This is a genomic window from Zemynaea arenosa (assembly GCF_004614185.1).
Classification (GTDB): Bacteria; Pseudomonadota; Gammaproteobacteria; order Burkholderiales; family Burkholderiaceae_D; genus Telluria; species Telluria arenosa.
The window spans coordinates 1-21,928 of record NZ_SPVF01000208.1 but is presented as its reverse complement, the minus strand read 5'-3'; the positions used below and the strand labels follow the sequence as shown (position 1 = coordinate 21,928).

The window sequence follows — 21,928 nt, the reverse complement described above, 5'->3', positions numbered from 1 at the left end:
GGCGTGGCCAGCGTCCGCCGCATCCGATCCGGCCGCGCCCAATCGGACCGTGCAAGTTGCGGCCACGCTGCGGTGCTGCCGCGGCCCCAGCGCCCCCCCTGCCCCGCTGCCCCGCTGCCGCGCTGCCCTGTTCCTCGCGGCGTCCGCTCATCCGACGGTTTGGCTTGCCCCCATCAGTGCGACCCGCCCTCTTTTTGATCTGCGTCATTCAAGCGGCGCCTCAATCAGGCGTAGGATTTCCTTAGCGCAAGAAGCTTGCGCCGCAGCCGGACCGCCCCGATCCCTGCCAGTCTCACGCGCCCAAAAGGGCGCACCAAGGAACCCGCATCATGAATACCCTGCTCGCCGTCGCCGCCACCACCACCGTGCGCGCCACGCTCGCGATCGCCACTGCCTTCGTGGCGCTCGGCATCACCGTCCTGTCCGTCCTGCTCGCCAACCTGGCCCCCATCGCCGCCCTGTTCGCCTCGCTGCTGGGCTTCGGCACCCTGGTCTCGGCCTTCGCCATCGCCCGCAGCGGTCCGCGCCCGCAGCACTCCTACCGCTAAGCATCAGCACCGCCTTTCCTCGCGGTATGCGAACCGGGCCGCACCCACCCCGGTGCTAGAATTTTCGCGCCCTGAGGAGAGACCGTGTTCCAGTTCCAGCTACTCAACAATACGGCGGAAGAGTGGCTCCTCGCCGCCGCCATCGCCACCGTCGTCACCCTGGCCCTGTATCTGGTGCGCAGCGTCCTGATGCGCCACTTGGGCGCCATCGCCGCCCGCACCGAAACCCAGCTCGACGACATGCTCGTGTCCGGCATCAAGGCCACGCGCGTGCTGCTGATGGTGGTGCTCGGCATCTACGTCGGCACCACCGTGCTGGAGCTGAGTCCGCGCTGGGAGCAGTTCTTCACCCGCGCCGCGATCGCCGCCCTGCTGGTCCAGTGCGCCATCTGGGGCGACCGCGCCGTGCGCCGCTGGGTCAGGAACTACCGGGCCAGCAACACGCGCGACCCGGCCCGCACCACCTCCACCGCCGCCCTCGGCTTCATCCTGCGCATCCTGCTGTGGGTCGTCATCGTCCTGATGATCCTGGATAACCTCGGCTTCAACATCACCACCCTGGTGGCCTCGCTCGGCATCGGCGGCGTGGCCGTGGCGCTGGCCGTGCAGAACATCCTCGGCGACCTGTTCGCCTCGCTCTCCATCGTGATCGACAAGCCCTTCGTGATCGGCGACTTCATCAACGTGGAGGGCCAGGCCATGGGCACGGTGGAATATGTCGGCCTGAAGACCACCCGCGTGCGCGCCCTCGATGGCGAGCAAATCGTCTTCTCCAACAACAAGCTGTTGAACAGCCGCATCCACAACATCCAGCGCCTGCAGTCGCGCCGGGTCGCGTTCGTGATCGGCGTGGTGCAGAACACGCCCAAGGACCTGCTGGCCGAGGTGCCGCGCCTGATCGGCGACATCATCCGCGCGCGCCAGCCGCGGGCCGGCTTCGACCGCGCCCACTTCTTCCGCTTCGGGCCGTCCTCGCTGGATTTCGAGATCGTCTACTACTTCAATGATCCGGACTTCAACATGCATATGGACATGCAGCAGGAGATTTTCCTCGAGATTCACGGCGCCTTCCAGGAGCGCGGCATCAAGCTGGCGGTGCCGGTGCAGGCCGTGCGGGTCGATCCGGTCAGCCCGATGGAACTGGTCTCGCGCGACGAGGCGGAGCGCGTGCTGCGCCGCGACGCCGCGTAGCGCCATCAGTGCTAGAGTTGCGCCATGCTGATCCCCTTGATGTTCGTGCGCGATGTGACCGAAGCGATCGCGTTCTACACCGGCGTGCTGGACTTCCACCTGGCCGAGGCCATGCCGGAGGAGGCACCGTTCTACGCCGTCCTCGTGCGCAGCACGGATGAACTCCACCTGAACCGCACGCCGGGTGAGCACCGCCAGCCCGGGCATGGCTGCGCCATCGTGCTGTGCGACGATGTGGACAGCCTGTATGCGCAGTTCCGCTCACGCGGCCTGACCCCGGCGCGGCCCGGGTCGCCCGTCCACCAGGCGCCGCTCGACCAGACCTGGGGCACGCGCGAACTCTACGTGGACGACCCGGACGGCAACACCCTGGTCTTCCAGCAGCGCCGCTGAGTCAGTCCGCGGCCAGGCTCCGCCGCGCGCTCTCCGACACCACCAGCACCAGCTTCAGCTTGGCCCGCGTGAGCCCGACGAACAGCTTGCGGAACACCCGCTCGTCCAGCGCGTCAAAGTCGATCTCGGTGAAGATCACCGCTGGTGCCGACTGGCCCTTGAAGCGATAGACCGACTCCACCAGCAGCTCCCCCTCGCGCATGAGGGGGCTGCCGAACCAGTCGTACTGGCCGGTGAACGATTTCAGCGTGTGCGGCCCGATGCGGTCCAGCCCCAGCAAGGCCGAACGCTCCCGCCCGTGATAGGAAATCAGCGCGATGTCCGGCCGCGTGAAGCCTGCCTGCAGGCAGCGGGTGATGGCGTGCTTGGTCTGCTCCAGCATCTGCGCGGTGTCGCCGTCCGGGTAGCTGAAGATCTCGATGTCCGCGCCCAGGAACGGGCTGGCCGCATCGATGGCCGTGATGGTGCCGCTGGCCGCGGCCAGTCCGCGCAGCAGCTCGACCACCTGGCGCGGGCTGCGGTAGTTGGCGTCCGCGTGCAGCGTGACCCAGCCCTCCAGGCCCGCTGGCGCCCGGCCGTACAGGTTCTGCAGTGGGTCTTCCAGCCAGATGGCCCGGCCGTCGGGCTTCAGCAGGCGCAGCACCGCGTCACGCCAGGCGTCCGAGAAGTCCTGGCCCTCGTCGACCACCAGCACGTCGAACTGCCAGTCGGGCGGCAGCGGGTCGAATTGCAGGGCGTGCTCGATGCGCTGCCAGATGCCGGGATCGGAGTAGTCGGGCACCTTGCCGTTCTCGCGCATCAGGCTGTCGCACAGCGTATGGAAGGTCGTGACGCGGCCGGCGGGCGGCACCAGCTGGCGCACGTGATCAGCCAGTGGCCGGTTGTAGCAGACGTACAGTGGCCGTTCGCCGCGCTCGATGGCGGCGTGGACCTCGGCCAGCGCCAGCTGCGTCTTGCCGCTGCCGGCGGTGCCGACCACGCGCAGGCGGAACGGGCTGAATTCGAGCTGCCGCGCCCAGGTAGCCAGGCCACCGGACAAGCGGGTGACCATCTCGCCTGCGCTGCCGATCATCGCGGAGGCATCCGGGATCAGCTCCAGGATATTGCGCAGGAAGCGTTCGACCGCCTCGTGCTGCTTCGCGTCGGGCAGTCCGAGCGGCAGGATCTCGCGCACGATGGCCGCGAACTGCTGGCGCCGCGACGCATCCACGATGCGGGCCGGGTCCAGGCCGGCGCTGGCCGGGTCCTTCAGGTGATAGTCGGGGCAGTACAGCAGATACTCCACGGCCAGCGTGCCGCCGCCCTTCGCGAAGCGCAGGATCAGCGTCTGAACTGCTTCGGTCAGTTCGGTCGCCACATTGCGGGCCTTCCCCTGCACCTGCTTGACCAGCCCCTGCGCCGACTCGGCCAGGAAACCGGACTTCTGCTCGATGATCAGGATCCGTCCGTCGGGCGCGACGATGATGAAATCGATGTCCCCGAACACCGACACGCCCTGCTGGACGCGGGTCCAGTGCACCCCGTGGTAGACGGCATAGTCATCCGGCAGCGCCTCGGCCAGGACGGCCAGCGTGTCGATTTCGCGCTGGGCAGCGCCGGTGACGGCGACTTCGCGCCAGCCAGGGGGAATGATGAGGGCCATGTCGTCGATCGCAGTGGACAGGCCCTCATGATAATCGACAGTTCCACTACTCCACTTTCGTAGCGCTTCCCGCTACCGGGGTCTGGCACCAAGTTCCTGGAGGGGACAAAAGGTGCTGTCAGTGTTTGCGGAAAATCAAAAACAGGCCTGACCCCGGTAGCGGGTGGCGCTACCGGAATTGGCGATGGGAAGAATTACTTGAGGTTCTTGGACGCCTCGAGGTACTTGGCGGCGTTGGGGACGTTCTTCCACGTCGGGGCCACCGGGTCGTTGGCGATGTTACGCAGGGCGGTGGCAACCATGCGGTCGACCTTGGCCATGTTGTCGTAGTCGATCTTGTCCCAGTGGTCGTCTTTCCCGTGATAGTCGGGGAAGGCGTAGGCCACCGACAGGGTGTGCGCCGGCACGCCGACATCCGCCAGCGATTGATTGTCCGAGTGCGCGAAATACAGGTCGCTGTTCTTCTCGTGCTTCCACACCCGCACCCCATACTGCTGCCCCGCGCGCGCCAGTGCGTCGGTCACGGTCGAGAAGTCGAAGCCCGTCACGTTCGCGCCGTTCACATTGGCGCCTTCGCTGTCATCGGTGCGCCCGACCTGCTCCAGGTTCAGGTCCGCCACCGTGTCCTTGAACGGGAACACCGGGTGCTTGCCGTAGTAGCGCGAGCCCACCAGCCCCAGTTCCTCGCCAAAGAAGGTCATGAACACCATCGAACGCTTGGGCCGCTCCTTCTGCGCTGCCAGCGCGGACGCGATCTCGATCACGGACACCGTGCCGCTGCCATCGTCATTGGCACCGTTATAGATTTCGCCATTGCGGATGCCCAGGTGGTCGTAGTGCGACGTCAGCATCACATAGGTATTCTTCAACGCAGGATCCGACCCGCGCAGCACGCCCACCACATTGCGCAGCTTGACCTTGCTGATCGTGGGACCCGGCACATGCAGCGTCGCCACCGCGCCCGCGCTGCCCAGCGCCTGGATCGCGGCCGGGTCGTACACCATCACCACGCGCGGACCGGCATCCGTGCGCCGCGCCGCGTCGCCCTCCATGACCAGCCAGCTGTTGACGTCCCCGCCCTGCTTCTTGCTCGGGTCGAGCAGGACCAGCGCCGCAGGCTTGCCCTTGAACTTCTTCTGCAGGTCCCCGTACGCAACGCGCGGATCCTTCGGCATCGGCAGCACCAGGATCTGGCCATCGGCGCGCGAGGCATCGGCCATCGCCGCATCCCACGCCATCGACACCACCGGCGCCGACTTCACATCGAGCGCATCGCGCAGGCGCAGGTCGACCGCCTTGGCCGGCACCACGATGGTCTGCCCGCCCGCCTGCACCGAGAACACGAACTGCGACATGTCGCGCTGCGCGTAGTCCCAGGTGGAGGTCTGGAAGTAGCCATCGTCACCGGCCGGTTCCAGCCCCGCGCGGCGGAACTGCGCGGCGATGTATTCGGCCGCCAGATCCAGCCCGCGCGACGGCGTGCCACGCCCTTCCAGCAGGTCGGACGCGAGGAACGACAGGTGCCCTTTCAGCGACTGCGCGCTGATCGCGGCGGCGACAGGATCGTTGGACTGGGCGGAGACAGAAGTACAAATGCCCGCGGTGGCAAGGAAGGCGAGCGAGATGGAAGCGGCGAGAGAACGCATGCGGTGGCTTTCGTGACCTTAAGGAATGCTAAAGAGGCCACTATCGCACGCGTGCCGCGCCGGGGTCAACGCGCGGCGCAGCAAATCGTATGCATACGTCGCGGGCTAGGAACCCAGCGCTGCCAGGATCTCTTGCGTCGACCGTACATGTCCCATGAACGGGAAGATCTGGCGCACCGCAAAGTCATGCACCTCGGCCGAAAAGCTGGTCATCGCGTCCTCCGCAAACAGCAGGGAGTAGCCCTGGTCGTAGGCGATGCGCGCGGTGGACTCCACGCCAAAGTTGGTCGCGATCCCCGTCATCAAGAGCGTCTTGATATTCCGCCGCCGCAGATGCAGCTCCAGGTCCGTGCCATAGAACGCGCCCCACTGGCGCTTGGTGATCACGATGTCGCTGTGCTTCGGGCCCGTCTGCTCGACGAGCTCCGATGCATCAGGCGGTGGCGGCGGCGCGTCGGGCGCGCGCAGGGACTTGTCGGCCTCGCGCGGCACGATCTCGTGCACCAGCACGTGCACGTGGAAGATGGTGGCGCCATGGTGGCGGAAGGCATCCGCCAGCTTGCCGCAGTTGTCGAGCACCTGCTGCGCTGAATGCGGCGCCAGCTGGCGCGCCACGTTACTGCGCTGCAGGTCGATGTGGACCACGGCCGTGGTCTTGGGGTCGATGTGCATGGTCTGCTCCAATCACGAAAGCTCCTCATGATTAGAGCAGATCGCTCAAAGCGGTGGCGCCAGCTGCAGCCAGGTCAAGCGCCAGGTCCCGTCGCGGCGCCCGCCCGCTTCGAAGTACGGGGTGTAGGTGAGCGGCGCGCGATAGCCCAGGTCCAGCGTGATCGCAGGCCCCGCATAGCCATCCGGCGACGGGCCTACGCTCAGCGCCACAGCCTCCGGCAGGCGGATCGTCTCGTCGGTCTTGAAGCCGTCGATCAGCTCAGTCGCGTACACGAGCGGCCCGCGCGTGATGGCCACGTACTCGTAGCGCATCACCTGCTGCGCCACCGGCGAACCATCGGGCGCCAGCGACTCCTGCGTGTTCTGGTTGACGCGCCGGTGCAGCACCGGCTCCAGCGGCAGCTCCAGCACCACGACGTCGTTGGCCATCCACTCGCGCGCGATGCGCAGGTAGCCGTCAGCGTCCACGCTCACCGGCGCCAGGGTGTCGTTGACGGCCGCCTTCACGTTCCGCGCCCACGACGGAATGCGCAGCGCCAGCGTGTAGAGGCGCGCGTCGCCGTCGACCACGATGCGCACCGTGCCATCGAACGGGTACTCGGTGGACTGGGTCAGCTGCACCTGGCCCGCGGGCGTGTCGAGGGCCGCCTCGCTCGGCCCGTACAGGTTAACCTGCACCTCGGTCCCGCGCACGGCGTAGGCCACGCTGGTCAGCTCTTCCAGCGCCATCGAGCCGCTCGATTTGCAGCAGCGCCAGTAGGTCGTGTACAACCGCTTCCCGTTGGGGTAGATGTAGTAGCACCAGTTCTCGCCGTCCGGCGCCTGGGCGCCCAGCAGATCATTGTAGGCCGCGCGCTCGATCTCCTCCGCGTATTGCGCCTCGCCGGTGATGGCGAGCAGTTCGCGATTCAGCTGCAGCCACGAGAAGGTAGAGCAGGTTTCGATGTAACCGCGTGGGTCGAACCAGCCATGCCAGTTGAAGACTTCGCGCGAACGGTGCGCAATGCCGCCCCACGGCCCGCCGCCCAGCGACAGGTGGTAGGCGTGAATGCTCTTCCACACGTTCTGCACCGCGGTGAGATATTCGGGCTTGCCGGTGGCGCGATGCAGCTTCGCCAGGCCGACCATGTTCCAGCACAGCTGATAGGCCTTGCCGGTTGCGATCTCGCTCGCGTCCACGCCGGACAGGGCGCGCGGCAGCAGTTCCAGCTCCTTGCGGGCATTGGCCTGCGCCAGCACCAGCTCCGCGAGTTGCAGGTATTTGGGGTCGCGCGTCGCCAGGTACAGGTCCGCCGCCGGGTCGAGCAGGCAGGTGGCGGACATGCCGTGGTGGTTGCCGAGGTGGGTGATGTCGATACCGCCCTTGGTCAACGCGTGCAGGCACAGGTCGGCGATCCTCTTCGCGCACTCCAGGTAACGCGGCTCGGGGAAAAATTTGTACACCTCCAGCATCCCGAGAATCAGGTAGCTGTGCGTCCAGATGTCCCAGGTGCGCTTGGAGGGCGCGCCATCCCAGGTCCGCTGCGGCGGGTCCTGCGGGATGGTGAAGCGGCGCTCCGGTGCGTAGGTGCCCAGGTAGCCGTCCGGCTCCTGCTGCGCCACGAGGAAGTCCGCCACGCGCAGCAGGTTGCGCGTGAGCTCAGGGTCGCGGCTGCGGTTGGCCGCGCGCGCGGCGGCGGTCAGCCACTTGCCCGCATGCTCGCCGTACCAGTCGCCTTCGTGGTTACAGCATTTGTGGTCATGCCCAAAGAGCTCGATGGAGGGGCTGTGTTCATCGGTGATGAAGTGCGTCAGTCGGCCTTTGAGGTTGGCCGCGAGCGCATCGCCGAGCAGGCCGTAGAGACGGACCTGCGCCGGCGCGGGGAAAGTCGTTTCGGTCATATCACTCCGCGTCCACGACGCAGCGGAAGCCCAGCATGCCCGAACGGTCCTTGCACGGTGCCATGAGCAGGTATTTGCCATGCTGGTCCAGGCGGTGCGCCTGTGGGAAGTACCAGTGCGACGTTTGCGGGATGTACGAGCTGCCGCCGCGCAGGCAGGCCGCGCGCGTGTGCTCGTCGGTGTACTCGTCGGTCCACTGCCACACGTTGCCCACCAGGTCCATCACACCGAACGGGCTGGCGCCATCGGGGTGCGCGTCCACGTCGTCCGGCGGCGTGAGTTCGCGGCCCTTGTTCTGCACCGGCACGCGCGTGGCATCCCACTGGTCGCCCCACGGGTAGATGCGTTCATCGCCGCCCTGCGCGGCATACTGCCATTCCCACTCGTGCGGCAGGCGCTTGCCCGCCCAGGCGGCGTAGGCACGCGCGTCTTCGATCGAGACCCAGGTCACCGGCTTGTTTTCCCAGCCCGCACGCGGTGCGCCATCGACCCAGTCGCGCAGGAAGTTATGCGCATCCGCCGGTGCGTACTGAGTCGCATCCAGGAACTGCTTGAACTGCCCATTCGTCACCGGATATTTGTCGATGAAGTAAGGCTTCATCTCCATGCGGTGGCGGTGGTGGCGGCGGGCGATCGGCTCCCACGGGTACTGGAAGTCCATGCTCGCCCAGGTGTAGCCTTCCACCTCGATGCCGGTCACTTCAAAATTGAAGGACCCGGCCGGGATCGCGACCATGCCGTCCGGCGCGGTCTTGGCAGGCTTGGTCGGTGCGGTGTCTACGATCTGCTGCGGCAGCGGTTTCCACTCGCCCGAGAAGCTGCGCAGCGGCTTGGCGGCGAACTGCTTCATCTTGGCCAGGAAGCCTTCCAGTTGCGGGGTCTGTGCACCGGCATCGATGCCCAGCACCGCGCCAAAGCCACGCTTTTCCAGGTTCAGCGAGATGATCGCGCAATCACCCTCGATCAGCGGCTGCACCGGCACGCCGTTCCACGCATCGTAGTACTGGCGGCCTTCCGCGTGCACCACCTTCAGCATCTCGCCGCTGACCTCGTATTCGTTGCGGTTCACGACCGTCCACAGCGTGACGCCGTTGGCCGGGAATTTGGAGGCGAACACGTTCTGCTGCAGGGCCATCGAATACGGCTCCCACTGCGGGCTGACCACGGTCTCCGGGAAGGTGCGGTAAATCGTCGCGATGCGCTTCAAGGCCTCGCCGTCGCGGTCCGTGAAGCCGTTCCAGATGCCCCACACGTTTTCCCACGCCGTGTAGCCCACGCCGTTGAAGAAGATGTAGTGGAAGTCGTCCGTACGGTCGCGGCACCAGCGGTTCTCGATGTTGACCATGTGGCGCGATTCCAGCCACTTCACCTTGCTCACCGCCGGGATGATTTCGGTGGAGGCCTTGCCCCAGGTCTGCAGGTTCCACTGCAGCAATTCATCCGCGGTCAGCGATCCTTCCGGCTGATACACCAGCGGGTGCTTGGCCTTGTCGGCCGCTTCCAGGAAGGCGCGCGGCACGCCGTTGTAGGTGTCGCCGTTCACGCCGTCCGCATTCACGGCCACGGCGAGGTCGGTCACCGCGTCCCAGTCCTGCTGATTCTGGTTCTGGGTGCCGTTATCCCACGGCATAGTCGGAAGGAAAACCTTGACGCCGCGGCGGTGGAAATCCGCCACAGCTTTCTTCAGGCCTTCCAGGCCGCCCGGCATATCCGATGCGAGCTGCGTCTGGTTGCGGTTGTCGATGCCGATGTTCGGGTACACGTACCAGATCAGCACCGAGTCGATCCCGCCGAAGCGCGCGATCAAATCATCGAGATAGCGGTCCACCGTGTACTCGCCCTTGACCGGGTCGAAGAAGTAGCGGTCCTCCACCATCATCTGCGTGTGCACGAAGTTCTTCTGCGCCCAGGCGGTGTCCGCGCGGCGGTACTGCGCGTCGCTGTAGCCCATGCGCAGCTTGTGCTCGAATGCCCAGATGGTCATCTGCTCGCGCCACGAATCCGCATAGTTATTGACCTCGATCTTCCACTTGCCGATGTTAATGTAGGGCCAGTCCGGTGCCTTGCCGGGCAGCGGCAGGTGCGCCGGGATGGTGTGCGGCAGCGGCGTGTCGTAGTACTTCGGCTCTTTCTTCTTCGGGGTGCTCGGGGTGCTCATGGTCAGTCTTTGTAGATGGTGAGTCCGGCCAGCGATTGCTTCGGCGCGGGGAACAGATAGCTCGCGACATAGCCGATGCAGATGCACAGCATGATCGAGATCGGAAGGTAGAAGTACGGGTGCACCAGCTTCATGGCCCACGCAACGGTGGTCAGCCCTGTGCTGCCGATGATGCCGCAGACGACGCCCTGCCAGTTGGCGCGCCGCGTGAACATGCCGAGCGTGTAGGCGCCGGCGAAGCCGCCACCGAGCAGGCCCGCCAGCTCGATCGAGACATCGAACAGCGAATGCGCGTTGATGCGCGAGAGCCAGATCGCGGCGCCGATGCCGATCAGGCCCGTGGCCACGGTGGCGGCTTCCGCAAACACCACGCTCTGCTTCGGTGTGCGGTTCGGGGCCAGCTTTTCATAGAAGTCCACGGAGGCCAGCGTGGCCACCGAGTTCATGATGCCGGACAGGGTCGCCATCGCCGCCGCCAGGATGCCCGCGATGATCAGGCCCGTGACGCCGGTCGGCAGCTCACCCGCGATGAACAGCGGGAAGGTGGCGTCCACGTTGAGCGTGGGGTCCATGCGCTCCGGATGCGATTTGTAGAAGGCATACAGCGCCGTACCCACCGCGTAAAAAAGGAAGCCCGCCGGGATCGAGATCGCCGAGAAGGTCAGGATCGAACGCGTGGATTCGGCCGCCGACTTGGTCGACAGGGCGCGCTGCATCAGCACCTGGTCTTTCGGGAAGGTGAGGATCACGTCGAAGATGACCAGGAAGATGAAGCCCCACACGGTCGGCTGGGTGAGGTCCCAGCTGAAGTCGAACAGCTTGGTCTTGTGCTCAGCCGCGGCCACGCTGACGAACTCCGAGACGCCGCCATTCAGGCCATACACGATGAAGCCGATCGCAAACAGCACCCCGCCCATCTTGACGATCAGCTGCACGAAGTCGGTCCACACCACCGCCTTCATGCCGCCCATGGCCGTGTAGACGATCGTGAAGCCGCCCATCATGAGGATCGACCACGTCACGTCGATACCTGTGATGGTGGCGATGGCGAGGGACGGCAGCAGCAGGATCACGCTCATGCGGCTACCGATCTGCACCAGGATGCAAATCAGGCTGGCCAGCATGCGAATCGATGGGTGGAAGCGAATCTCCAGGTACTGGAACACCGACATCAGGTTCAGGCGCCTCAGCAGCGGCACGATCGCGATCGCCACGAACACCAGGGCCACGGCCGCGATCAGGTTGTTGGTCATGTACTGCCAGTTGGTCTCGAAGGCCTTGGCCGGAATCGCGATGTAGCTGATCGACGACGTATTGGCCGCGTACAGCGAGATGCCCGCCGCCCAGAACGGAATCTTGCGGCCGCCAACGAAGAAGTCGGCCGTGTTATTACGCTTTTCGCGCGCGTAGAAGTACCAGCCGATGCCCAGCATGCCGACCAGGTAGGCAACGATCACGAACCAGTCGAATGCCTTGAGCAGGCGCTTGCCCGACTGGATCTGCAGGCTTCCGGTGGCGCCGCTGCTGTCGGCCCACACGAGGCCATTGGTCACACCGGTGCCGCTGGCGACGTCGCCCTGCACGCTCGCCGCCTGTTTGGCCCAGGAGCCAGTGATGGTGTGATAGGTCCACAACTGCGGCGTGGCGCTGGCGGTCTTCAGCAGGTACAACACGTGGGCCTGGCCGGTGGCCTTGACCGCGCCGTCGGCGACCGTGCCGGCCAGCTGCGGCAGGTCGGTCCAGCCATCCTTGGCGCGCCAGCGCAGCAGGTGGTCGCCGCCGCCGTTCGGATCCTTGAGGGTGATGAGCAGGGCCGAATTCTGCGCGGCCATCGAAGTGATGGCTGGGGCCAGGCGGGCCGGGTGTGGGAACGGCTCCCAGCGCGCCTTGGCGCTGTCGGCCAGCGCCAGCACGTAGATCTGCACGTCGTCGCCCTGGCCCAGGCCCGTCACATACAGCTTGTCCGCGAGGATGGCGGCGCGCGCGGAGCGCAGCGCGTCCGGCAATGCGGGCAACGGGGTCGTGGCTGGGTGGCTGCCGTTCATGCGGACCAGCTCCACGGTTTGCGCTGCGCCGGTGCCGGGCGTGCCGCCGACGATCACGGTGTCATGTTCGCGCGTGGCGCTGGTGGCGATGGACATGTCCGGGCGCCACTGGGCGTCGGTCCAGCTCTTGCGGTCTTCGCTGAGCAGCGCGGCGCCGCCGGCCTGCGGGCTCACAGCCAGCACGCGGCCGTCCACAGTGAGCAGCTTCGCATCCTTCTGCGGGAGGGGCGCGGCGGCCGTCGATAACACCGTGGCCAGATTCTCCGCCTGCACGCCGATCAGCGGCAGCATCAGGAAAAGTACTGCAAGGAGGCTGCGCAAGCGAATGATCATGAAGCTCTTCCGAAACTGATTTACAAGAGGACGCCGAGTGAACGCAAGCGCTCGATTTCGCCGTCCGAATAGCCGTGGGCTTTCAAAACCTCAGACGAATGCTGGCCAAAGGCGGGGGCCGCGAACGGCGCGGGGACCGGGGCATCGCCGAAGCGGACCGCCTCCGTGAAACCCTGGTAGGAGCCGACCACCGGGTGCGGCATGGTGGCGACCATCTGCTCGGCCAGCACCTGTGGATGGGCGAACATTTCTTCCACCGAGCGCGCGGCGGCGCAAGGCACATCGGTGCCGAACACCTGCTCCCATTCGAGCGCGGTGCGCGCGGACAGCGCCTGGCGCAGCAGCGGCACCAGCACGTCCGCGTGGACGGCGCGCTTCTTGACGCTGTCGTAGCGCTCATCATCCGCCACCTGAGACAAACCGGTGCGCTCGCACAGGGTCTGCCAGAAGTGCGGCGTGTTGGCGGAGAGGTAGAGGTGACCTTCCTTGCACGGATGGATACCGGTGATGCCGCCGGAGCGCATGTCGCGGCCGATGTCGAGCGGTTCGTCCTGCGCATAGATCAGGCGCGCGGACTGCATCGCGAGTGCGCTGCGCAGCAGGGACACGCCCACATACTGGCCGCTGCCGCTGCGGGTGCGCTCGAACAGTGCGGCCGACACGCCGGAGGCCACCATCGCCGCGGCGTAGTAGTCGACCACGGAGCCGTACACGATTTCCGGCGGGCCGCCGGCCGGGCCTTGCAGGGTGCAGATGCCAGTGAAGGTCTGCAGCACCTGGTCGTAGCCTGCGTTGTCCTTCATCGGGCCAGTGTCGCCGTAGCCGGTGACGGCGCAGTAGACCAGCTGCGGGCGGCGCGCCTTCAGCTGCTCGTAGCCGATGCCCAGGCGTTCCGGCACGCCGGGGCGGAAGTTGTGGACCAGGACGTCCGCGGTATCCACCAGCTTGAGGAGGATCTCGAGCCCGTCCTTCTGCTTCAAGTCCAGCGCGATGCCGCGCTTGGACCGGTTCACGCCGAGGAAAGCGCGGCTCTCGTTCGGCAGCGTGGACGGGTACTTGCGCAGGTTGTCGCCGGCGGGCGGCTCGACCTTGATGACGTCCGCACCCATGTCGGCCAGCAGCGTGCAGCCGTAGGGGCCCGCGATGTAGGCCGACAGGTCCAGCACGCGAATGCCGTCCAGCGGGCGCCGTGCCTGCGCCGCCACTGCATTGCCGCATGCCGCGGCGGCGCTGCCCGGCGAAGCGCCGCCCGCCCCGGGACTGGACGGCCGCGTCTCGGAGACTGCTGGCACCGGAACTGTCGCCAGCGCCGGGGCATTTGCGGAAGCCGCCACTGCGGGCACGTCATCGGCCGCTGGCGCACTGGTCACCACGGCCCGCGCCCGCGCGATGAACGGCGCATCGATCATCTTGCCGTCAACCGTGAAGGCGCCGACGCCGGCTGCCGCGGCTTCCTCGGCCGCAGCCAGCACGCGCCGCGCGAACGCCAATTCCTCGTCGCTGGCGCCAAACACGCTGTTGGCCAGCGCCACCTGCGAGGGATGGATACAGCTCTTGCCCCAGAAGCCCAGGCGCCTGGCCATCTCGGCCTCCGCGCGGTAGCCCTCGGGGTCTTTGATATCCGGGAAGGCCGAGTCGTAGGCAAATACCCCCGCCTCGGCCGCCGCCATCTTCAGCGCGAACATGGCCGCGTGCACATTGGCCACATCGCGCCGCGCGATCCCGTTGGCGGCAAACAAATCCGCGAACCCCAGCTGCAAGCCCGCGACGCGCGCATCGGCCGCGCCAATCTCGGGGGCGAGTCGCAGCCCAAGCGGAGTCTCGATATTCGCCAGGATGCGGATCGGCGCACTGACACCATTGCGGGCCTCCGCCGCAGCCATGGCTGCGGCACACACCCGCACGTCCTCCGCCGACTCCGCCTTGGGGAGATTGAGCATGCCAAGCCCCGGCCGCGCCACCGCCGCGACATCCGCCTCGAAGTGAGGCGAGCCGATGGCGTTGACCCGCACGATGATCAGCTTTGCGCTCGCGCGCACCGCGTCGGATGCGAGGAACGCGGCCACGTTGGCGCGGGCCTCGTCCTTGCGGTCTTCCGCCACCGCGTCTTCCAGGTCGATGGAGATGGCGTCCGCCGCCCCTTGCAGGGCCTTGGCGAACAGTTCGGGACGGGAGCCGGGGACGAAGAGTTTGCTGCGCATGGGATGACTATAGTGAAAAAAAAGGCGTGCCGTCGCAACGGCACGCCCGCCCTACGCCAATCAGAAGGTGATGCGGTGGCTCACCGACAGCGTGCGGCCGCGGCCCGCCGTGTAGTTCTGGAAGCCCGGCATCTGCGATCCGGTCAGGATGTAGAACTTGTTGAAGAGGTTCTCGATACCGACCGAGAACGTGCCGTACTTGGAGGTCTGGTACGAGCTGTTCAAGTCAAACAGGGTGTAGCCGGTGGTCTTCTCGTAGAAGCCGGCGGTGTTGCCGACATTGAGCTCACGGTTCATCAACGTGGTGAAGCCCAGGGTAGCGCTGCCCTTGTCGGAGTACGACCAGGTGGCGGTACCGCCCACCTTGTCCGGGTTGAAGTTGGCGTAACCCATTGCGATGTTCATCGGGCCACCTTCGGTCGCCGTGGTCGTGCCGCGGATGCGCGAATACAGGCCGGTGAAGCGCCAGTCGCGGTTCAGGATGTATTCGCCGTTCGCTTCGAAGCCTTTGATCAGCACCGGGAAGCGGCGCATCACGAAGTCGTTGGTGACCGGATCGATGCGCAGCGACACACCGAAGTCGGAGTACGAACGGTAGTACGACACGCCAAAGCTGCCCTGGCTGCCCTTCCAGTTCACGCCGACTTCCTTGTTGTCCGCGATGACGGCCTGCAGGTCCAGGATGCCCGCGACCGACTGCCCCGGCTTGTTCACGTTACGCAGCGGGATGCCCACGTTCGGCAGCGTGAAGCCCTTCGAGTACGACACGTAGGTCGAGAAGCCCGGTGCGAACTTCCACACCGCGCCGATGTTCGGCAGGTTGGCTTTGTAGTCCAGCGTGCCGCCTTCCACGAAGACGCGCTTGTTGTAATAGGTGGTGGTGTAGCTGTCGACACTCAGCTCGCCATCCTCGCGGCGGTAGCCGCCGGACACCGTCACCGGGCCCATGTCGTAGGACAGCTGGGCATACGGCGCGGTCGATTTGTAGATCATCGGCGGCACCCAGGTGCGGTTGGTCAGAGCCAGCTTCTGCTCGGTCTGGTCCTGCACCACGTCCACGCCGGCGCGCAGTTCCAGGCCGCTCACGTTGAACAGGTCAGAGCGGTTCCAGCCGGTGCGCAGGCCGTGCTTCTGCGAGTTCACTTCCGACTGGTCGGTCAGGGTGCCCAGCGGTGCGATCAGCGGATCCTGCTTGTCGGCGCCGCCCTTCTCGGCCACAAAGCGCATCGCCTGGCTGGCGCGGTACGCGGTCGCGGTGAAGGTGCCGCCGGCCACTTCGTCGTTGGTGTACGTCAGCCCGTACTGGCGGAAGTCGTTGAACTCGGCCTGGCCTTCGAACGGCTTGCCCGGCACCGCGGTGTCGGTGATGCCATCCTTGCGGCTGCCTTCCTGGTACACGTAGCGGCCCTTGCCCGCCAGCTTGAAGCGGCTCGCGACCAGTTCCAGGCGCTGGCTCTGGGTCAGGCGGTTGGCCAGCTTGAGGAAGGTGTTGTGGCCATCGGTGTCCATCAGCGAGCCGGAGGCATTCATGCCCACGCGGCGGCCGTTGGCGTCGTAGCCGATGCCGCGGTCCACGTCGGAGGTCGCGAACACCAGGTCCCAGTTGTCATCGCGGTGCAGGAACTCGATGCCCAGCTTGTAGCCGCCGGAATCGGAGTGGAACTGCGTCTGGACCTTGGAGTTGATGCTGATCTCGTTGCCCATCTTGGTGGGCGACTTGGAGATGTAGTTGATGATGCCGCCCGAGGCGCCGATACCTTCGGACGCCGACGGGCCTTCGATCACTTCGATGCGGCCGACCACACCGAGGTCGGTGAAGGCGCCGGAGCGGTTGGTCTCGCGCAGCGGCGAGGTTTGCGGAATGCCGTCGAAGAGGCGCAGCGGAATGCGGCCGCGCAGCGTCTCGCCGGTGTTGGACAGCGCCTGGGTCGACTCGGAGTAGCCCGGCAGGATGCGCGCCAGCACGGCGGTGGCGTCTTCCGAGATTGCGAGCGACTTGCCGATTTCGGCGGAGGTGATCACGCTGACCGCGCCAGGGATCTTGTCGATCGCCTTCGGGGTGCGGGTGCCGGTCACGATCACGGACTGGGAGTTCTGGTCCGGCGTGGTGGCGGTCGCCGCTGCGGCATCGGTGGTCTGGGCAAACGCGGTGGCGCTGGCGGCAACGAGCAGTGCCCCCACGGCAGCTGCGATCGGAGTGAGTTGGAGTGTCTCTGTCTTCATCGTTGTTATCTCAGGTAGTGGATCGGTGGGGTACAGCTATTCGGGTACAGCTCTCAGGGACAAAGGGAAAATCGAGATACGGTCAGTTGCGGGGTGGTGTCATGCGGCTTTCCCCCGCTGGTTCAGCACATCCAGGACTTCGTCGCGCGCCGGGATGGAGGTCTGGGCGCCCATCCGGGTCACGGCGATGGCCGCTGCCGCCTGCGCGAAATCGGCCGCTTCGGCCAGCGCGTAGCCGGTGGCCAGGGCCACCGTGAAGGCGCCGACGAAGGTATCCCCGGCGGCCGTGGTGTCGACCACCTTCACCTGGAACGCGGGCAGGAACTGCTGCACGCTGGCGCCGCACACCTGCACGCCCGCGGCGCCCATGGTCACCAGCACGGTGCCGGCACCGCGCGCGCGCAGGGCCTGGGCCGCGGCCAGCGCGGACGGCGCGTCCGTCACGGCGATGCCGGACATCTGCGCCGCTTCGGTCTCGTTGACGATCAGGTAGTCGATCTGCGCCAGCAGCGCGTCGTCCAAAGGCTGGGCTGGGGCGGCGTTGAGCACCACGCGCACCCCGGCGGCATGGGCCAGGGCCACGGCGCGGGTCACGCTGGCCAGCGGCGTTTCGAGCTGGCAGACCAGGTAGGAGGCGCTGGTGATCACCGGCGCGGCACACTCCACATGCTCAGGACTGACGGCGTCGTTGGCGCCCGGCGCGATCACGATGCTGTTGGCGCCACCCTCGGCGACGAAAATACCGGCCACGCCGGACGGGCGGTCCACGGTGGCGACGGCGCCGGTGTCGATCCCTTCGGCGCGCATCGAAACGAGCGCCGAGGTGCCGAAATCGTCGCGCCCGACGGCGCCGACGAAGCGCACTTCACCGCCCAGGCGCGCGGCGGCGACCGCCTGGTTGGCGCCCTTCCCGCCCTGCACCTGATGGAAGCCGTTGCCGGTGATGGTTTCCCCGACGGCGGGCATGCGCGGCGTGCAGAACACGAGGTCGATGTTGATACTGCCGACGACGGTGATGGGGGCACTCATTCTGAAAATTCACTCCAATGCGTCACGCAAACGTTTGCGCAATCGTTTTCGGGCATTGGACACCCGTTGGGGAGGAAAGTCAACAGGCCGGGCGCGGATTTGCCCGAAACCGGTGCACGCGCCGTGCCAGAGCGGTGCACGGGGCACGCGAGCGCACCCGAGTGTGGCGTTTTCGCCATGCAGCAAATCGGTAAAGACTGGCTCAGCGCAGCGGCATGCTCGACTGCCGCTCCACCAGCTCCGGCCGGAACATCTTGCGGCGCGGCGGCTGGTGACCGCCGTTGATGCGCTCGACAAGGGTCTTGGCGATGGCCTGGCCCATGTCGTACTTGGGCTGGGCCAGCGTGGTGAGACGTGGGGTGCTGAACGAGGCCAGCGCGATGTCGTCGTAACCGACCACCGACAGCTGGTCCGGCACCCGCACCCCTGCCTCGTTGGCCGCGCACATGCCCCCGAAGGCCATCAGGTCGTTGCCGGCGAAGATGGCGCTGGGCCGGTCCGACAGCGACAGCAGGTGCTTGAAGGCCGAGAACCCGCCCTCGCTGGTGAAGTCCGAATGCACCAGGAAATGGCTATTGAAGCCGATCCCCGCCTCCTGCAGCGCGCGGCGGTAGCCGACCACCCGGTCGCGCGAGGGCGGCAGGTGCATGGGGCCGGACACGCAGGCGATGGAACGGTGCCCCAGCCCGATCAGGTATTTGGTCGCCAGGTAGCCGCCGGTCTCGTGGTCGGCTTCGATGAAGTCCGCATCCACGCCCTTCACTTCGCGGTCCACCACCACTTTCGGCATCGGCATGTCGCGCAGGATGCCGGACAGCTCCTCGTCGTCGCCGCTGGCCACCAGGATCAGGCCATCGATGCGCTTTTCCATCAGCACCCGCAGGTAGGCGGCCTGCTTCTTGGCGTCGTCGTAGGCGTTGCAGAGGATGATGTTGTAGCCCAGCTTGAAGGCGGCGTCCTCGATCCCCTGGATCAACTCCGCGAAGTAGGGGTTCGAGTTATTCGGGATCATCATCCCGATGGTGTGGGTCTTGTCGTTCTTGAGGCTGCGCGCGACGGCGCTGGGGATGTAGCGCATCTCGGCGATCACGGCGAGCACGCGTTCGCGCACATCATCGCTGACCACCCGGGTGTTGTTGATGACATGGGATACGGTGGACGTGGACACGCCCGCCTTCTCCGCGACCTGCTTCATTGTTGCCATTGCATCCCCTGTAGTTGTTAAGCGAATTATGCAGCAGGCTTTACAAAAATTGCAGGATTGATTATTTGGTCAATCCTTGGTAGACCAGGTTATAAAACTTGTTGGGGAGCTTGGGCGGATCGTGCGGAAGGCCTTGCGGCAGGTGCTGGGTCATGAGGATGGCGACCAGCTGTTCCCTGGGGTCGATGGTGTAGTAGGTGCCGCCCGCGCCGGACCAGCCGAAGGCGCCGACGGAGCCGAGGCGTCCCTTGCGCGCCACATCGAGCAGGACCGAGCCGCCCAGGCCAAAGCCTTCGGATGGCGTGAACTCATGCACCGGCGGGTTCAGGTGCGACAGGTGGTTCAGCATCATCAGCTCCACCGACTTGCGGCCCAGGACCGTGGCGCCATCCAGGCTGCCGCCGTTGAGCAGCATCTGGGCGAAGCGCGCGTAGTCGGCGGCGGTGGAGTACAGGCCGCCCGCGCCGCTGAAGTAGGGGTTCATGCGCTGGCCGGGCGCGGGGACCACGCCCGCCGCAGGGGCGGTGAGTTTCCCGTCCGCGTCGGTGGTGGTCATGTCGGCGATGCGAGCGCGCTTGGACTCCGGGACCTCGAAGCCGGTGTCCTGCATGTTCAAGGGACCGAAGACATGGGTCTGCAGATAGCGGTCGTACGGCATGCCGGACACCACCTCCACGATGCGGCTGGCCACCTGCACCGGCACGCCATCGTAGTGGAACTGGGCGCCGGGGTCATGGCCGAGCGGCAGGCGGGCCACCCGCGCCGCATACTCCTTCAGGTCGGGCGACTGGCCTAGCTGGGCGCTGTCGAACAGCCTGGTGATCTCGGCGTCGGACTTGAAGTAAGTGGCGAAACCGGCGGTGTGCGAGAGCAGTTGGCGGATGGTGATCGCGCTTTCGGCGGGCCGGGTCTGCGGCTGCGCGGCAGTCCCGCCGGTCCAGACCCCCATGTGGGCGAATTCAGGCAGGTACTTCTCGACCGGGTCGTCGATGGTCAGCTTGCCCTCTTCCATCAGGGTCAGGACCGCGACCGCTGTCACGGTCTTGGTCATCGAGTAGATGCGGAAGATGGCGTCCTTGGGCATCTTCTGTGTATGCGCCAGGTCGCGCCAGCCGTAGGCCTGCCAGTCGACGATGCGGCCGTGGCGGGCCACCAGCGCGACGGCGCCGAGGTAGTCGCCGCGCTGGGTCACGCCGTCCAGGTAGGTGTGCAGGCGCTGGAGCCGGTCCGGCGCGAAGCCTTCGGCCGCCGGTGCGGCGGACGGCAGGGGCGCGGCCGCCTCGGCGGACGTGAGGGCGGTGGCAAGCAGCATGGTGGCGAGCGCGGAGCGGATCGGTCGGGTCATCGGGGGGCTCAGAATCGTTGGCGCAAACGATTGTACCGAACTGTGGCACCGGTTTGGTGTTGACGCCCAGCGCAAGGTGTCATGACAAGCGCGCGCCTGCCGGGCCGCCTTCTGCTCACAATGGCCGGGTTCGTTCAACATCATCGGGGAGAGGATCATGGCATGGTTCGGACACCGCCAAGGATGGGCGGCCTTGCTGGCAGGCGTGGCGCTGGCGGCAGGCAGCGCGGGCGCACAGGCGCAGACATCCCGTTTGCAGGTACAGGATTTTCACATCGACGTGCATGCGCTGGCCGACGGGGCGCCCCGGCCGCTGACGGCGCACGACATGCAGGGTTTCGCCAGCAGCACGCTGTCCGCCGCAGCGGGCACCCCGGACGTGCTCAGCGAGCAGCGCCGCGCCCCGCCGGACATCTTCGTCCTCCACACGGAGCTGGCCGATGCGGGTGCCAGCAGCAGCACCACGCTGGATGCGATCTTTGGTGACGCCGCCATGAGCGTGAGCCTGGGCGATCCGACCGGACCATGGCAGCGCGCCTACTCCAACATCGCCTCCACCGCCCTGGTCACGGTCGCCCCGCATGCGGCGGTCACGATCAGCGGAAACGCGGTGGCTGCGTGGGATGCCGCCGGCGGCGCCACCGAGAACCGCCTGTGGCTGGAGCTCGCTTCGCCCGACCATGTGTACAGCTGGACCATGGCCTTCGACGATCCGGCCAGCGGCACTGCGGACCAGCCGTTCACGCTCACGGCGGAGAACACCTCGGACCAGGCGGTCGATATCTACTTCAGCATGCAGGGCCAGGCCGCCGTGAGCTTCGCGCCCTTTCCGGTGCCCGAGCCCGGCCAGTGGGCGATGCTGCTGGCCGGCGTGGGCATCGTGGCGCCCGTCGTGAGGCGTGCGCGGCGCGCGTGCCGCTGATGTCTTCTTGGATTGGAACGATCATGCCCATCAAGCCCCTGCTGGCGGCGGCCCTGCTGGCCGCGAGCCTGCCGGCCGCGCACGCGGCCACCACCACAATCGACCTCAACTCGCTTGGCCAGGCGCCGGCCGCCATGCAGTGGACCGTGCCGCACGCCGGCGGGGCGTTCGAGGACATCTACCGCTTCCATTGGACCGACCAGCCGTCGCCTGGGAGCGCGATGCTGGCCGCGCTGCTCGATGGCAGCGCGGGCCTCGGCGGCCTGCAGCTCGCGCTGCATACGGGAGACGGCTACCAGCTCACCGAGCCATCTGCCACCGGCATGGGCGTGATGATGGTGGACGGCGACTTTGCCATCCACGTGAGCGGAACCGCCGACGACAGCGGGACTGCCAGCTACCACCTGTCGATGGAGGCCGTGGTCCACGCCGTGCCGGAGCCGGCGGGGTGGGCGCTGCTGCTGGCGGGCGGCGCGGTGCTGGGCGCCTGGCGCC

16 protein-coding genes and 1 pseudogene are annotated in these 21,928 nt (G+C 66.6%); 5 read left to right on the top strand and 12 right to left on the bottom strand.

The genetic code is table 11. From position 1 onward, the window contains the following. Positions 1-329: 329 nt before the first annotated feature. The 3 genes from E4L96_RS16190 to E4L96_RS16180 all read left to right on the top strand — a co-directional run bounded on the left by E4L96_RS16190 (position 330) and on the right by E4L96_RS16180 (position 2,132). On the top strand, positions 330-548 hold the full coding sequence (locus tag E4L96_RS16190; protein WP_135208250.1) for a hypothetical protein: 219 nt from the start codon (positions 330-332) through the stop codon (positions 546-548). An 84-nt stretch (positions 549-632) separates the two neighbouring features. Beyond that, positions 633-1,739 carry a mechanosensitive ion channel family protein gene (locus tag E4L96_RS16185; RefSeq protein WP_229414550.1) on the top strand — a complete coding sequence of 369 codons (1,107 nt, stop codon included), beginning with the start codon at positions 633-635 and terminating at the stop codon, positions 1,737-1,739. A gap of 24 nt (positions 1,740-1,763) precedes the next feature. Continuing rightward, the gene (locus tag E4L96_RS16180; protein WP_135208249.1) at positions 1,764-2,132 is read left to right on the top strand and encodes a VOC family protein; all 369 of its coding nucleotides are present in this window, start codon (positions 1,764-1,766) and stop codon (positions 2,130-2,132) included. Between the two features lies 1 nt (position 2,133). Here the strand turns inward: E4L96_RS16180 and E4L96_RS16175 are convergent, their stop codons facing one another. From E4L96_RS16175 to E4L96_RS16125, 12 genes and pseudogenes are all read right to left on the bottom strand, one after another. Continuing rightward, the gene (locus E4L96_RS16175; RefSeq protein ID WP_135208248.1) at positions 2,134-3,774 is read right to left on the bottom strand and encodes an ATP-binding domain-containing protein; all 1,641 of its coding nucleotides are present in this window, start codon (positions 3,772-3,774) and stop codon (positions 2,134-2,136) included. A gap of 194 nt (positions 3,775-3,968) precedes the next feature. Next, a complete protein-coding gene (locus E4L96_RS16170; RefSeq protein WP_135208247.1) occupies positions 3,969-5,420 on the bottom strand; it encodes a M28 family metallopeptidase in 1,452 nt (483 codons plus the stop codon). A 105-nt stretch (positions 5,421-5,525) separates the two neighbouring features. After that, entirely contained in the window at positions 5,526-6,092 is a 567-nt protein-coding gene (locus tag E4L96_RS16165) for an isochorismatase family protein (protein ID WP_229414548.1), read from the bottom strand. Positions 6,093-6,137: 45 nt separating this feature from the next. Next, the gene (locus tag E4L96_RS16160) at positions 6,138-7,973 is read right to left on the bottom strand and encodes a glycoside hydrolase family 127 protein (protein WP_135208245.1); all 1,836 of its coding nucleotides are present in this window, start codon (positions 7,971-7,973) and stop codon (positions 6,138-6,140) included. 1 nt (position 7,974) lies between these two features. Beyond that, complete coding sequence (locus tag E4L96_RS16155; RefSeq protein WP_135208244.1) at positions 7,975-10,131, bottom strand: formylglycine-generating enzyme family protein; 2,157 nt, start codon at positions 10,129-10,131, stop codon at positions 7,975-7,977. Between the two features lie 2 nt (positions 10,132-10,133). Then, positions 10,134-12,509, bottom strand: a complete 2,376-nt coding sequence (locus tag E4L96_RS16150) for a sodium:solute symporter (RefSeq protein ID WP_135208243.1) — start codon at positions 12,507-12,509, stop codon at positions 10,134-10,136. Between the two features lie 20 nt (positions 12,510-12,529). After that, positions 12,530-13,714 (bottom strand): CaiB/BaiF CoA transferase family protein, encoded by a 1,185-nt coding sequence (locus tag E4L96_RS24005; protein ID WP_229414551.1) that lies wholly within the window; start codon positions 13,712-13,714, stop codon positions 12,530-12,532. A gap of 165 nt (positions 13,715-13,879) precedes the next feature. Then, positions 13,880-14,710, bottom strand: a pseudogene (locus E4L96_RS24420) (HpcH/HpaI aldolase/citrate lyase family protein); the annotation flags it as partial. A 60-nt stretch (positions 14,711-14,770) separates the two neighbouring features. Further along, on the bottom strand, positions 14,771-16,933 hold the full coding sequence (locus E4L96_RS16140; protein WP_135208242.1) for a TonB-dependent receptor: 2,163 nt from the start codon (positions 16,931-16,933) through the stop codon (positions 14,771-14,773). Between the two features lie 99 nt (positions 16,934-17,032). Beyond that, complete coding sequence (gene rbsK / locus E4L96_RS16135) at positions 17,033-17,962, bottom strand: ribokinase (RefSeq protein WP_135208241.1); 930 nt, start codon at positions 17,960-17,962, stop codon at positions 17,033-17,035. Between the two features lie 202 nt (positions 17,963-18,164). Beyond that, on the bottom strand, positions 18,165-19,166 hold the full coding sequence (locus E4L96_RS16130) for a LacI family DNA-binding transcriptional regulator (protein WP_167758714.1): 1,002 nt from the start codon (positions 19,164-19,166) through the stop codon (positions 18,165-18,167). A 61-nt stretch (positions 19,167-19,227) separates the two neighbouring features. Continuing rightward, positions 19,228-20,511, bottom strand: a complete 1,284-nt coding sequence (locus E4L96_RS16125; protein WP_135208240.1) for a serine hydrolase domain-containing protein — start codon at positions 20,509-20,511, stop codon at positions 19,228-19,230. Between the two features lie 157 nt (positions 20,512-20,668). Between E4L96_RS16125 and E4L96_RS16120 the strand changes: the two genes are divergently transcribed. Both E4L96_RS16120 and E4L96_RS16115 read left to right on the top strand, forming a co-directional pair. Then, positions 20,669-21,433: a PEP-CTERM sorting domain-containing protein gene (locus E4L96_RS16120; RefSeq protein ID WP_135208239.1), complete on the top strand. Its 765-nt coding sequence runs from the start codon at positions 20,669-20,671 to the stop codon at positions 21,431-21,433. Positions 21,434-21,456: 23 nt separating this feature from the next. After that, on the top strand, positions 21,457-21,928 hold a 472-nt coding region (locus tag E4L96_RS16115; protein ID WP_135208238.1), incomplete at its 3' end, for an FxDxF family PEP-CTERM protein.